The sequence below is a fragment of the Shinella sp. OV683 genome (assembly GCF_057787725.1).
Genome location: NZ_CM173543.1, coordinates 3,585,496 through 3,598,743 on the forward strand (window position 1 = coordinate 3,585,496; position 13,248 = coordinate 3,598,743).

Below are 13,248 nucleotides of genomic sequence, written 5' to 3' on the forward strand. Positions count from 1 at the left end.
CGGCAAATCAAAGGCGACCGGGTGTCCGGCCCTGAAGCGCACCACGCGAAAGCCTGTCGAGCAATATCGCTACCGCAACGATCGCCAGCCCCGCGCGCAAGCCCAAACCCATTTCCATTCGGGTCAAGCCACGCGTGACCTCGGCCCCCAAACCGCCAGCTCCAACCAGGCCTGCAAGCACGACGATGGCGAGCGAAAGCAGGATGCACTGGTTCAATCCCACGAGCAGTGTCGGGGTCGCCGAGGGTATTTCAATCTTGAGCAGGATGGAGCGCGGCGAAGCGCCCGTGGCTTGTCCGAGTTCGAGAAGGTCCCTCGGGACCTGGTTGAAGGCAAGCGTTGTCAGCCGCAGCATCGGCGGCACGCCGTAAACGATCGTGGCGATGATCGCAGGCACGCGCCCCAGGCTGAACACCATCACCGCCGGGATCAAATAGACCCACGGCGGCACCGTCTGCATGACGTCGAGCACCGGACGGATGGCAGCCTCGAGCTTTTTGTGCCGGGACGCCAGGACACCGAGGGGAAACCCGATCAGGACAGCGACAAAGACTGCGACCGTAACCAGAGCCAGCGTCTGCATAGACGCTTCCCAGAGGCCCGCCAGGAAGCAGAATGCCAAGGCGACAGCACTGGTGATTGCCACCCGAACGTTCACAAACGCGGCCGCGAGGCCGACGACAATGGCGATGATGACGTAGAATGGCGGAAAGAGCAGCGCGGATTCGATGCCGCCAAGGACAGCTTCAACGATCTTGGTGATAATGTCGAAGAACGGGTGGAAATTGGTGTTGAGCCAATCGACGACCGGAGCAAGGTAAGCGCCCGGCGAGAACCGAATAGTGGAGAGATCCATCATTTGCCTCCATTGGCGCGACGGGCTGCGCTTTGTGTCAGACGATCGAGCACCATTGTCAGAATGACGATGGCGATGGCCGCGTTGATCGATGTGGCGATATCGAGGGTACGGACAGCGCCATAGATGGTCTCACCGAGGCCACCGGAACCGACGATGCCGGCGATGACCACCATTCCGAAGGCCATCATCAGGCTCTGGTTGATCCCGGCCATGACACTGGGAATTGCAAACGGCAGTCTGATTTTCGTAAACATCTGCCACGGCGTCAGGCCGCTGGCCTGGCCGAGTTCGATGAACTCGTTCGGCGTCCGGCGGATACCGAGAGACGTCAATCGGATGGCCGGGGGCATGGCGACGATGAAGGTCGCCATCAATGCGGTCGCAGGTCCGTAGCCCATCAGCGCAATTGCGGGAAGAAGGTAGATATAGGGCGGCAGCGTCTGGATCAGGTCTAGGACGGGCTGGAGGATTTTGTCGAACGTCTTCACGAAACCGGCCACGACGCCGATCGGAATGCCTACGACCAGGGCCATCATCGTCGCCGTGATGACCAGAGCCAACGTGCTCATTGTCTCGGACCAAAGTCCCATGAGCGCGCAGGCGATCAAGCCCACGCCGACCAGCAGCCCGGCGGCGATATTGATCAAGCGCCAACCCATAAATGCGCCAATGATCGCGACGACATAGAATGGCGGCAGCTGTACGAGCCAGAGGACGCCGTCGTAAGTGCCCTCGAGTATCGCCCTGATAGAGTCGAACAACCATGCGCCGTTGTCGCCGATCCAGCTCAGCGCATCGTCCGTCTTTTCGTCGAACGTGTCTGTGATAACAGAGGTATCCATGTCGATCCTCCTATGCCGCAACCGTCGCGGCTGCCTGTGAGGCGACGGGCATCCCGGCGACACCCTGCAGCAGCCCACGGGTGGTAACGATACCAACGACTTTGCCATCGTCGACCACCGCAACGGCGTCATGTTCGGACTGCATGGTCAAATCGATGAGCGCGCTGATGTCGGCCTCGGGCGTGGTACGCAGCAGAGTATCGACGTCGCGATGACCTTCTGTCGCCAGATAGGCGGCGACCGGCTGCATCACCGTGTGCGCCTTGACGAGATGGAGTCTGGAAATGCCCGCCACGAACTCGGCGACATAGTCGTCCGCAGGCTTGGTGACGATCTCCTCGGCATTGCCCACTTGGACGATGACGCCGTCTTTCATGATGGCGATGCGGTCGCCGATGCGGATGGCTTCCTCAAGATCGTGGGTGATGAAGACGGCAGACTTTCCGAGCGATTTGGTCAGTTGCCGGAACTCGTCCTGCAGCTGGCGGCGGATCAAAGGGTCGAGCGCGCTGAACGGTTCGTCCATAAGAATGATCTCCGGATCGGCGGCAATGGCGCGCGCCAGACCGACGCGCTGCTGCATGCCGCCGGACAATTCGGATGGATATCGCGCGGTCCAATCGGAGAGCCCGACCTTGTCGAGTGCCGCTCGAGCGGTTGCGAAGCGCTCCTCCTTGGCCACGCCGCGAACTTCCAATCCGAAGGCGGCATTTTCCAGCACCGTGCGGTTCGGCAGAAGCGCGACACTCTGGAACACCATGCCGATATTGCGTGCGCGAATGTCTCGCAGCTGGGCTGCATTCAACGCCGAGATGTCCTTGCCCTTGACGATGATCTTGCCAAGGCTTGGTTCGATCAGCCTGTTGAGCAGGCGTATCAGGGTCGACTTGCCGCTGCCGGACAGTCCCATGATACAGAAAATCTCGCCGCGGCGGACCTGAAGGCTCGCTTCCGACACGCCGACCACGCAATTGAAGTCGTTGAGAACCTGCTTCTTTGACAGGCCCCGTTCCTTCACCGCCTTCACGGCAGCATTCGATCGTGCGCCGAAGATTTTCCAGACAGACTGGCAGTCGATCAGGATATCGCTGGCATCATGAATGGCTGTGTTCATTGCGTTCCCCGCAAACCAGTTTTCTGGCTTTCTCGTCGTTGAAGTGTGGAGCCGGGCGAATGCTTTCGACAGCCGCCCGGCGGGTCGAAAGTTATTCGCTCTTGATGTTTTCCCAACGCTTCAGGAGATCGGCGTGGCTGTCGGTCCAAGCGTTGACGGCCTCGTCCATGGTCTTGCCGTCCTTGACTTCACCATTGATGGAAGTGATGTCAGCGAGCGGCACGTAGACACTGGCGATGACTTCACGGGCATGGGGGTTCTCGGCCGAAAAGCCCTTCTTGCCGATCCAGTAGTAGCTCTGTGCCGGCGCGAATATGGCCTTCGGATCGGTCAGGAACTTCACATCGTATTTCTGCATCATCCACGAAGGTTCCCACACCGTCACGGCGATCCATTCTTTGCGGTCGATGGCCGACTTGAGGGCAGCCGTCATGGCGGCGGTGCTGCCTTCGAGAAGCTGAAGCTTGAGGTCATAAGCCTTGACGGCGTTGCCAGCATCGCGCATCAGGCCGGAGCCCGGCTCGATGCCGATGATCTTGCCGCCGAACTTATCGGCATTGGCATTGAGCTCATCCATCGAATTGATGGTGACGTATTTCGGCACGGCGATTGCCTGGTACAGGCCGTGAGAGACCGGAGAAATCTTCTCGAGCTTCTTCTTGTTCTTGTCCCAGTAGTCCTGCGCCACGTAGTCGGTCTGCGAGGCCAGCATCTGGATGTCGCCCTTGGTCAGTGCGGCATAGGCGATGCCCCATTCGGAGAACGGCACGACTTTCACCGTGTAGCCGGAGTCTTCCAGCACCTTCTTGGTGATGCCGGTGATCGGCGTCAGGTCTTCCCACGACATGGTGCCGATGGTGATGGTCTTTTCTTCCGCATGCGCGGAGATCATGGTCATTCCAACCATGGCGGCGGCGCAGAGCGCTTTCCACAACGTCTTCATTTCTTTTGCTCCTAGTTTTCGTTCCCTTTCACGAAGGTCTGGCGGTGCGCCTAGACCTCGTGATTGCGCGGCGAAGGTTCATCCCTCGCGGCCTGCACGCAATTCCTGCCATTTGATCACCGCGTTGACGCCGAGCCACGCAAAGGGCTCCGGCGGAAGCCTGCTCGGCTTCGGATGATCCATGAATTGATCAAGTTGTTGCGACCGGGTTTCGGTCGCCAGCTCAGCGGCCATCAAGCCCGCCAACGTGCTCTTCACTGTGCCGAGGCCGTTTTCGCAGCATGCCGAGTAAAGGCCCTCATCGACTTCGCCAAAGGCCGGCACATGGTTGCGGCTGAGGCACAGCCGCCCGGACCAGCTGAACTCGAACGGGATGTTCTTGAGACCGGGAAAGCGTACATTGAGCGAGCTTCTATGCTCATCGGCCATCTTGGCCATGCGCTTTTCGGTCGTCTTGAGCGTCGTCTCGTAGGTGTATTTTGTGCGGATGACGATGCGCGACTGACCGTTCGACGTGATCTTGCGTATCGTTGCGCCCATTGCGTCGGCCGGGAGCAACGCCCATCTGTCCTGCCCCGAGAACCTTGACCCAACGTCGTCGGCCGCAACAGGAGCCGTCATCGAGGCATAGGCAAAGATGTGCATCAACCTGCCGCGGAAGTGACCGAAGTCGTCGATGTGACCGTTGACGCCGAGGATGACTTTGGGCGCAGTGACCGTTCCGCGAGGCGAGACCGCAGTCCAGGTCCCGTTCTCGCGCTTCAGCGATATGACGGGCGAACGCTCGAAAATGTCCACCTTCGGCGCGAGCCCTGAGGCTAGACCACGAATGTAGTCCGCCGGCTGGATCAGCGCCGCGCCCGGTGTGTAGAGCCCGCCGAGATAGTAATCCGATCCCGTGAGGTCACGCATTTGCGCCGCGTCAAGGAATGTATGTGGCTCGCCCGCGCCCCTCAAAGATTGGCCGAAGGCGTTGTTGAGGTCCAACCCGCGTTCCGTTGCAGCGGCGTTGGTCTTTCCCGAGCGGTCGAAAGTCTCCTTCGACATTCCATATTCGGCCGCAGCTTCCGCCGCGAATGCGATCGCTGAACGGTTCTGGGCCATCTCCAGCTGGGTGGCGCTGGCACTGCCGCTGGAATATTCGCTTGATGCCAGATTGTGCGGCACGTCGATCATGAAGCCGGAATTGCGGCCCGACGTGCCTTTGCCGACTTCGCTGGCGTCGAGCAACACGATCTTGTCGTCGGGCCGAAGCTGATGCAGGCGACGCGCCGCGGAGAGCCCGGCAAAGCCCGCACCGACTATCAGCCAGTCAGCCGTGACATTGTCGTCGAGGCAGCGCACCGGGAAGGTGCGATCGCTTATCGCTTCCCATCCCGACCTGCCATTCTCGACCGGCAACCGTCTGACAACCGTCGCGTTCATCGCACCGTCTCGTCCACGGAACGATCGGAGACATCGATCCAGATCGTCTTGAGTTCGCAATAGTTGTCGTGGGCGAAGATCGACTTGTCGCGTCCTCCGAAACCGGACTCCTTGTAGCCGCCAAAGGGAGTGGTCGCGTCGCCTTCGCCGAAGCAGTTGACGGTGACCAGACCAGCACGGATTTCGCGCGACACCCTGATGGCGTTGCGCAGGCTTCCCGTGTAGACGGACGCCGTCAGGCCATAGTTGGTGTCGTTCGCCAGGGCCACGGCCTGCGCCAGGGTCTCGAACGTCGTCACCGACAGGATCGGTCCGAAAATCTCCTCTTTGAAAAGACGACTGGACGATGTGACGCCATCGACAACGGTCGGTTCGATGAAAATGCCGTCATGCGTCTCCCCACCGTGGGCAATCGACAGCTTTTCCTTCTTCACGTCGGCGAGGAACGAGTTGACCTTGTCGAAATGGGTCTTGCTGACCAGGGCGCCGATGCGGTTTTCGGGATCGAGCGGGTCGCCCGTTTTCCAGTCTCGCATATAGGCACCAATGCGCTTGAGCAGTTCGTCCTTGATGCTGGCGTGAACGATGAGCCGCGACGATGCGCTGCAGTTTTCACCCATGTTCCAGAACGCGCCGTTGACGACCTGCTCGGCGACAAGATCGAGGTCTTCCGCATCTTCGAGGACGACGGCGGGGTTCTTGCCGCCGCATTCAAGCACGACCTTTTTGAGGTTGGAGTCTGCTGCATAGTGCAGGAAGCGTCTGCCCGTCGGCGTCGATCCCGTAAACGCGACCATGTCGACGTCCATATGCATGCCGATCGGCTCGCCGACCTCCTTGCCGCTTCCGGTCACGACATTGAACACCCCAGCCGGGATGCCTGCCTCACGGGCAAGCTCGGCAACGCGCAGCGTCGTCAGCGTCGTTTCCTGCGCGGGCTTGACGACCACGGAGCAACCTGCGGCAAGCGCCGGGCCAATCTTCCAGGCAAGCATCAGCAACGGAAAATTCCAGGGCAGGACGCAGCCGACCACACCGATCGGCTCACGGACCACCATTGCCAGGGCGTTCGGCCCAACCGGATTCGTGTTGTCGTAAAGCTTGTCGATGGCTTCGGCGTGCCAACGAAGGGTGTGGATGGTGTCGGGCACATCCACGGTCTGGCATTCGCGCACAGGCTTGCCGCTGTCGAGGCTTTCCATCACGGCCAATTCGTGCCGGTTATCTTCCAGCAGCTTGGCAAACTTGAGCAGCACGCTCTTACGGTCGCCAGGCGACTGCAGATGCCAGCGACCGTCGCTGAAGGCGTCCTTTGCCTTGGCGACCGCGAAGTCGACGTCGGATGCGTCGCAGGCTGCGATCTCGGCCAGCGCTTCACCCGTTGCCGGATTGACCGACGTGAACGTCTTGCCGGACTTGGCGGGGCTGAAGGAGCCGTCGATAAAGGCATTTGTGGGCAGCTGCAGGTTGGCGGCGATGGCCTTGTATTCGGCCGCGGTCAAAGGTTCATGCATGGTTGGCTCCCGACGTGATCTGGGCGACCGTGCGCTTCACATTGGCGACAACAGTCTGGAGGGTTCGCTTCTCTTCGGAATTGAGAGGGCGCAGCGGTGCACGCACCGATCCGGTTTTCAGGCCGATGATCTCGCAGCCGTGCTTGATCGACTGGACGAACTTTCCACATTCGAGGAAGTCCATCAGCGGCAGCATCGCGGTCATGATCGCGCGACCCTTGTCGAAATTCTTTTCGAGCACACAAGCTTCATAGAGTGCGACATGCTCACGCGGCAGGAAGTTGGAGCCGGCGCAGACCCAGCTCTTGGCACCCCAGGCAAAGAACTCCAACGCCTGGTCGTCCCAACCGCAGGACAGGCCGATGTGTGGAAACTTGCGGGCCAGCAGATGGACATTGGCCATCTCGCCGGAGCTTTCCTTGATCGCCACGACGTTCCTAGACTTGCCAACGCGGGAGAAATAGTCTTCCCGCATCGTGACACCCATACGAGCAGGATAATTGTAGAGCATGATCGGCAGGTTGGCAGCGCGGTCGATCGTCAAGGCATGAACAGCGTTTTCCTTCTCGGTCGGCAGCGCGTAAGGCGGCGACGAGACCAGAATGGCGTCCGCTCCAATTTCCTTGGCGTGCCTGGCGTAGGCGACAGAGTCTTCGGTTCTGGTTGCACCCGTGCCGATGATCAGGGCAATGCGACTGCCAATTACTTTCTTGGCATAGGCTGCCAGCTCGTAGCGTTCCTGCGCGCTCTGGGCATAGTATTCGCCCGTCGAACCGCCGACGATGATGCCATGTACCCCGGCTTCGATCAGCGACTCCAGGACGGCCGCAAATCCTTCACGGTCAATTTGCCCGTCCGGGCCGAGCGGCGTGATCGCCGGAGTGTAAATGCCTTCGAATTTCATGATGATTGCTCCATCGATTGCGTCGGCGTCATGACCAATGCGTCCGCCTTGAGTGCTTGGGGGGCGATGAACATTTCCATGTTCTCGCGCGACAATTCCCAGTGTTCGAACACCAGATCGACAACCGCGTCCTCGTCGCGCGCTCCGATCGCCGCGATGAAGCCGTCATGGTGCTCGACAGCCATTTGAAGCCGTTTGTGCATGTCTTCATTGCGGGGTCGAAAGAATGTGTGGCCGATGCGTGCATGGTCGATCAGCAATCGGCCAAGGCTCGGCTGTAGGTAGGCATTGCCCGACATTTCGCCGATGATTTCATGAAAGCGGTTGTTTTCCAGCGTCATGGAAAGTGCATCTTGCGAGACACTCGCGCTGCGGAACCGCACTTGCGCTTCCTGAAGGTCTACAAGCTGCTTCGGCTTGAAGTTCTGCACAGCCAGCCGTCCGATCGCCGCGTAGATCATCGGTGCAACCAGGAAGAAATGTCGAAGCGTCGAATGGTTCATCGGGATGACGCGTGCGCCGCGGTTGGCTCGAATATCGACGTAGCCTTCGCCCTCAAGGCGCCGAAAAACTTCCCGAACCGGTGTCCGCGACAGACCATATTTCTCGCTGAGCGTCACCTCGTCGAGGTCTTCGTCGGGGTCGAGTTCCATCGTCAGGATTTGACGCTTGAGATCGTCGTAAAGATCGCTCTTGCCACCCTTCATCCCACGTCTCCGAAGCTGAATTTCGTCCGCCGGCAGCCAGCGCATCGGCTGATGGACGCAAAATTTGCACGAGATTTATAGCGAGTCAACAGGATTGTATTTTCTATGTACACAAATATTGCACCCACAGGATACAATATCGACGAACGAAACGGCTAACAGGCCACGCACAAGCGTTGCCCGGTTTGGTTTCAAGTCGTCGAAGCTGATGCATTGCTATTGGGGAAGCCGGACGCTAAAGCATTCGAAACGCGGTATTTTCTCGGTGCAAATGTTGTATACCAATAGAATGCAATACCTCGTTGACATCCTGGAGACGCAGACCTCCGACAAGCCGAAGTAGCGAGTACAGAGCACCGGATATTTTTTGAGAGAATTCACATGAAGAGTGGCAAGAACAGCCTCTACGACGATCTCAAGCGTCAGATTCTAACGATGGAGCTTGATCCGGATGAAGACCTTGATGAGGTCAGCATCAGTGAGAAGTATGGTCTGTCACGGACACCGGTTCGGGAAATTTTCCGTCGCCTGGCAGGCGAAGGCTATATCGACATCCGCGAAAACAGAGGCGCGCGGGTCATTCCGATGAACCATGCCACGATGCGGCATTTCTTCCTCGTCGCTCCGATGATCTACGCGGCGATCGGCCGACTGGCAGTCCAGAATTTCAAACCAAAGCAACTGTCGGATTTGAAGAACACGCAGGAGAAATTTCGCGCAGCGAGCGTGAGCGGCGATACACTTGCCATGGTGCTGGAGAACAACAGGTTCCACGAGATCATGGGAGAGATGTCCGGTAACGTTTATCTCCAGCCAAGCCTCGGACGCCTCCTCGTGGACCACGCGCGTATTGGGCACACATTCTTCCAACCACGCAACGACGACATGCGGCAGCGCCTTCGTTTGGCGGTCGATCATCACGACGGCTTCATCGCGGCTATCAACGCGCACGACGAACACACTGTCGTTGACCTGGTGTTCAAGCACTGGGAATTGTCGCGCGAAAATATGGAAGTCTACATCGTGCCGGAAGGAATGAGAGCCGATGCGCTCGTCCAGACACCCGAACCATCGTTGGCGGACGCGCCAAATGGTGTTTAAAGAGTTGCCGCCCAGGACCACCCTGAAGGTTAGTTAAAAGCGGCTGGACCAGATTGTAGCTTCGATCTGATGGCAGTTTCGCGCCAGTAGCGGACATCGGACTCTAAATAAGTGTCGCCCGCGGCGGTCGCGCCAATTCCCCTGCGAGCGATGTAAGACTAATCAAGTTTTCACTGCACTCGCCTGATAAATCTCGTCGATCGTCCTTTCGAGACTCGCGTCGAAGTCCGCGTCGCTCATTCCAAGGCGCAAATCCTCGGTCAAAGCCCTGGAGAAGCTTGCGATCATGCCGTGGTTGTGGCGAAGCTTTTCGCAGGCATCCTTTCGACTATAGCCGCCGGACAGGGCCACGACACGTGCGACCGCTTTGTGATCCACCAAAGGCTTGTAGAAATCCGCGTCCGTGGGGATGGTGAGTTTGAGCATCACCTTCTCGCCCGTCGGCAAGGCATCGAGCTCGCGGGCGATCTCCTCGCGAAGGATCGCCTCAGATTCCCGTTTGGTTGCGCTCTTGATGGAAACCTCCGGCTCGACGATTGGGACAAGGCCGTGGCCGAGAATTTGCCGGGCCACCTGGAATTGCTGCTTCACGACTGTCGCGATACCAACCGTGTTGGCCTCGGCGATCACGGATCGCATTTTGGTGCCAAAGATGCCTTTCTTCACCGCTCGAACGAGCAGCGCGTCGAGTTCAGGCATCGGCTTCATGGCTTGCGCCCCGTTTTCCTCGGCCGCGAGGCCCTTGTCGATTTTGAGGAAAGGCACCACGCCGCGATCCTCCCAAAGGTAAGATGGGACCGCCTTGCCCTTCGCCTCACCCTCCATCGTCCGCTCGAACAAAATGGCACCGATCACCTTGTCGCCAGAGAATGCGGCGGCCGTCATGATACGGACGCGCATCTCATGCATCAGGCGAAACATGGCCTCCTCACCATCATAGTCGGAATCTGCGATGCCATAGATACGCAGGGCCGCCGGTGTCGAACCTCCGCTCTGATCGAGCGCGGCGATAAAGCCGAGTTTGCTGGTCATCTGAGACATCATCGATACGTCCCCCATGCTTTCCTCCATGCTGTCGCTTGCCATTTATTGCTCAGTCCAGACTACTCTGCCTTTGTCCTGATCGCAAAGCCGATCGTCGGTACAAGGACTGTTTCGGGCCAAGAGCCGCCAAGACGTCACAGTCGGTTTGCGCCAAGAGCGGAAGCTCTGGTCCATTAAAGGTTCGGCCGAACCGCAGTGCCCGGAGGCGAAAAGGACTGTTCTCTGCATGGCTGTGGTGGCGTCATGGCTGAGCTTCTGTGCAAAGTTTGCGTTGACCGTTCTAATCCGGGAGGCGACACTCCAGCCTGTAGTAAGACAGGAGGGAAAGATGGACGCACCAGACCGCTGGCGACATATGCGAAGCGCACCGAGGGACGGCAGTCGTATCCTTGTTACGATCCGTCCGTCCGAACAGGGGCCAGGAGCAGTTGACCTCGCGTATTGGTCGAATGGTGATCAATTCGGCGGAGAAGCCTGGCGCTCTTCTGACTCCACGCCGGGCCGGATCATCGAATATGCCGAGCCGGAATTGAAGTGCTGGATGCCGATGCCTTCAGCCAATCTCGATCGGATGACGTTGCCCTCTCCTTGGGAGGGCGAAGACGCCCAAGAGCTCGACGGGTCGGGGATTTGAGAATTCGCATTGCGAAGTTCCGTTAAGCCACAAAGCTGCTGTAACAAAAACGTTTCGGCAGTTGGCAGTTCGCAACAGATGCGCCAGCTGCTCACCACCGGATATTGTATTTGTGCGACCGGGTTGTATCGTTGTTCGAGCACACGACGAGCGAAAGAATCACATGAGTAAAGAGCAAATCAAGCAGGACATTCTTGATAAGATCAGGCTGATCGCTTCTGAAACAGGCAAGGCACCTAGTCGGGACAGGTTTTTAGCTGAAACCGGGATCAAGCCGCATCTTTGGCAAGGAAAATTTTGGAGAAGCTGGGGCGATGCACTTATCGAAGCAGGACTTACGCCGAATGAGTTGCAGGGATCGTTTTCTGATGACGAGTTGCTTCAATCGGTAATGCAGATCGCCAAGAATCTCGATCGCTTTCCCTCTTCGGGTGACATAACTTTTGAACTCCATGGGCAGACACCCGGCGCAAAGACGATCCTCGCTCGATGGAAAATGGGCGATCTCGCGGACAACCTTCGTAGGTATGCGGCCGACCATGGTGAGCATGCAGTTGCCACGCTCGCGAGCAACTATGTCCCGCTCAGGCGGCCGCCGGCTTCGGGTAGAGATTTCGATGGCTCGCAAGCGACAGGATCATTGGGCTATGTCTACATGCAGCGCCACGGCACCGACTATAAGGTCGGCTACACGAATTCCCTAAACAAGCGCGGCCGGCAAATCCAGATCGAGCTACCACAGGAAATCGAGCTTGTGCATTCCATCCTGACCGACGACCCGGCCGGCGTAGAAGGCTACTGGCATCGCAGATTCGCGGATAAGCGAACGCGTGGTGAATGGTTCAAGCTGACGAAGGCCGACGTTGCGGCGTTCAAAAAGTGGTCGAAGATTTGGTAGGAGGTTTCTTTGGCGAAGAATGAACAAGAGATTCTAGTTGTTTATCGCGATCTAATGTTCGAAAATTCAGATCGGATTTCGGTGGTTATGCAATGCGTAAACAACGAATTAAAACTCCCAGCGCGCATCGCTCGGGAATTAGCATACCTTCAGTTGCGGATGATATGCGAATCAATCGCGATCGGTTGCGTTATTGTTCATGGCGGGCTTTCTAAGGTTCAGGTTCAGAAGCTAATGGGCCAATATGCTGCCGACTACATCATCAACAACATGAAGCATGCTTACGATAAATTCTTCCCCACGCCCTATGACGTGACAGAGATTGCGCCCGGTCAAAAGCACTTAGAAGACAGTAAGTTGCCACACCTGACGCAAGACGACCTCAAGAAGCTTTACAATAAGTGCGGCGGTATCCTGCACCGTGGAAAGCCGAACAACATCGTTGATGGGGAAGCGGTCGATCATGGATGGATTAGCGATGTAGTTCACCATGCGCAAATGATTGTGAATCTTCTCACCTGCCACGCGATAGTGATGCAGGGACACGAGAAGGCAATTTTTGTCGATCTACGCCATAGGAGCGCTTTCATTGCCGATGCGACGAATTAGCTCGCAGCAGCCCTAAAACACTCCCCTAGAATCGCCTACATCAGAAAATTGATTTACGCGTAAGCGATTGAAATTACTGCATAATTTTAGTATGGCTGGGGCGCCTGGATTCGAACCAGGGATGGCGGTACCAAAAACCACTGCCTTACCGCTTGGCTACGCCCCAGCATTGCGGGTGGCCCGAACAAGAGATCGGGCCGCGCGGTGTGCTCATAGCAAAAGCCTGCCAGCCCGGCAACGTCTGTCTTTGAAAAAACACAGACATCCTTCACCGGCTTTCACCGACCGATATCAACATTTGACTGGACGCGGCGGCAAAGCTTTCTAAATCTGGTGCAACGCATCAGGAGAATGACATGCCCGGATTCAATGCCCGCCCGCCCGCAGAACCGACCTTGCTGCTCGACGACGCCGTGGTGCGCATCATCCGCTGGGATTTTGCGCCGGGCGCCGATACCGGCGTGCACACCCATGGCATGGGCTACGTCGTCGTACCGATGACGGACTGCAAGTTCCTGATCGAGGAAGAGGCGGGCAACCGCGAGGTCGATATCGCCAAGGGCGCGGCATATCGGCGCGAGGCCGGCGCCACGCACAACGTCGTCAACCGCGGCACGGAATTCATGTCCTTCATCGAAATCGAGTACAAGTGAC

14 protein-coding genes and 1 tRNA gene are annotated in these 13,248 nt (G+C 58.0%); 5 read left to right on the top strand and 10 right to left on the bottom strand.

Going from position 1 to position 13,248, the window contains the following annotated elements; translation table 11 throughout:
• Positions 1–7: 7 nt before the first annotated feature.
• The 8 genes from ACXHRN_RS17350 to ACXHRN_RS17385 form a co-directional block, all read right to left on the bottom strand.
• Positions 8–856 (bottom strand): ABC transporter permease, encoded by an 849-nt coding sequence (locus ACXHRN_RS17350; RefSeq protein ID WP_488641930.1) that lies wholly within the window; start codon positions 854–856, stop codon positions 8–10.
• Positions 856–1,701, bottom strand: a complete 846-nt coding sequence (locus ACXHRN_RS17355) for an ABC transporter permease (protein ID WP_488637561.1) — start codon at positions 1,699–1,701, stop codon at positions 856–858. Before ACXHRN_RS17355 ends, ACXHRN_RS17350 begins: the two co-directional genes overlap by 1 nt.
• A gap of 10 nt (positions 1,702–1,711) precedes the next feature.
• Positions 1,712–2,815, bottom strand: a complete 1,104-nt coding sequence (locus tag ACXHRN_RS17360) for a quaternary amine ABC transporter ATP-binding protein (protein ID WP_488637562.1) — start codon at positions 2,813–2,815, stop codon at positions 1,712–1,714.
• 91 nt (positions 2,816–2,906) lie between these two features.
• Positions 2,907–3,758, bottom strand: a complete 852-nt coding sequence (locus tag ACXHRN_RS17365) for a glycine betaine ABC transporter substrate-binding protein (protein ID WP_488637563.1) — start codon at positions 3,756–3,758, stop codon at positions 2,907–2,909.
• Positions 3,759–3,836: 78 nt separating this feature from the next.
• Positions 3,837–5,183: an NAD(P)/FAD-dependent oxidoreductase gene (locus ACXHRN_RS17370; protein ID WP_488637564.1), complete on the bottom strand. Its 1,347-nt coding sequence runs from the start codon at positions 5,181–5,183 to the stop codon at positions 3,837–3,839.
• The gene (locus ACXHRN_RS17375) at positions 5,180–6,697 is read right to left on the bottom strand and encodes an aldehyde dehydrogenase (protein WP_488637565.1); all 1,518 of its coding nucleotides are present in this window, start codon (positions 6,695–6,697) and stop codon (positions 5,180–5,182) included. Before ACXHRN_RS17375 ends, ACXHRN_RS17370 begins: the two co-directional genes overlap by 4 nt.
• Positions 6,690–7,601, bottom strand: coding sequence for a dihydrodipicolinate synthase family protein (locus ACXHRN_RS17380; protein WP_488637566.1), 912 nt, complete (start codon positions 7,599–7,601; stop codon positions 6,690–6,692). Before ACXHRN_RS17380 ends, ACXHRN_RS17375 begins: the two co-directional genes overlap by 8 nt.
• On the bottom strand, positions 7,598–8,308 hold the full coding sequence (locus ACXHRN_RS17385; protein WP_488637567.1) for a GntR family transcriptional regulator: 711 nt from the start codon (positions 8,306–8,308) through the stop codon (positions 7,598–7,600). The genes ACXHRN_RS17380 and ACXHRN_RS17385 overlap by 4 nt, the downstream gene beginning before the upstream one ends.
• A 381-nt stretch (positions 8,309–8,689) precedes the next feature.
• Here ACXHRN_RS17385 and ACXHRN_RS17390 point away from each other — a divergent pair, with 381 nt between their 5' ends.
• Positions 8,690–9,409: a GntR family transcriptional regulator gene (locus ACXHRN_RS17390; protein WP_488637568.1), complete on the top strand. Its 720-nt coding sequence runs from the start codon at positions 8,690–8,692 to the stop codon at positions 9,407–9,409.
• Positions 9,410–9,571: 162 nt separating this feature from the next.
• Here the strand turns inward: ACXHRN_RS17390 and ACXHRN_RS17395 are convergent, their stop codons facing one another.
• On the bottom strand, positions 9,572–10,468 hold the full coding sequence (locus tag ACXHRN_RS17395; RefSeq protein WP_488641931.1) for a fructose bisphosphate aldolase: 897 nt from the start codon (positions 10,466–10,468) through the stop codon (positions 9,572–9,574).
• A 313-nt stretch (positions 10,469–10,781) separates the two neighbouring features.
• On the opposite strand from ACXHRN_RS17395, the gene ACXHRN_RS17400 reads away from it, so the two are divergent.
• From ACXHRN_RS17400 to ACXHRN_RS17410, 3 genes are all read left to right on the top strand, one after another.
• A complete protein-coding gene (locus tag ACXHRN_RS17400) occupies positions 10,782–11,087 on the top strand; it encodes a hypothetical protein (protein WP_488637569.1) in 306 nt (101 codons plus the stop codon).
• A gap of 163 nt (positions 11,088–11,250) precedes the next feature.
• The gene (locus ACXHRN_RS17405) at positions 11,251–11,985 is read left to right on the top strand and encodes a GIY-YIG nuclease family protein (RefSeq protein WP_488637570.1); all 735 of its coding nucleotides are present in this window, start codon (positions 11,251–11,253) and stop codon (positions 11,983–11,985) included.
• Positions 11,986–11,994: 9 nt separating this feature from the next.
• A complete protein-coding gene (locus ACXHRN_RS17410; RefSeq protein WP_488637571.1) occupies positions 11,995–12,594 on the top strand; it encodes a hypothetical protein in 600 nt (199 codons plus the stop codon).
• A gap of 92 nt (positions 12,595–12,686) precedes the next feature.
• On the opposite strand, the gene ACXHRN_RS17415 is transcribed toward ACXHRN_RS17410, so the two are convergent.
• Positions 12,687–12,760, bottom strand: a tRNA-Gln gene (locus ACXHRN_RS17415).
• 190 nt (positions 12,761–12,950) lie between these two features.
• On the opposite strand from ACXHRN_RS17415, the gene ACXHRN_RS17420 reads away from it, so the two are divergent.
• The gene (locus ACXHRN_RS17420; RefSeq protein ID WP_488637572.1) at positions 12,951–13,247 is read left to right on the top strand and encodes a cupin domain-containing protein; all 297 of its coding nucleotides are present in this window, start codon (positions 12,951–12,953) and stop codon (positions 13,245–13,247) included.
• Position 13,248 lies beyond the last annotated feature (1 nt).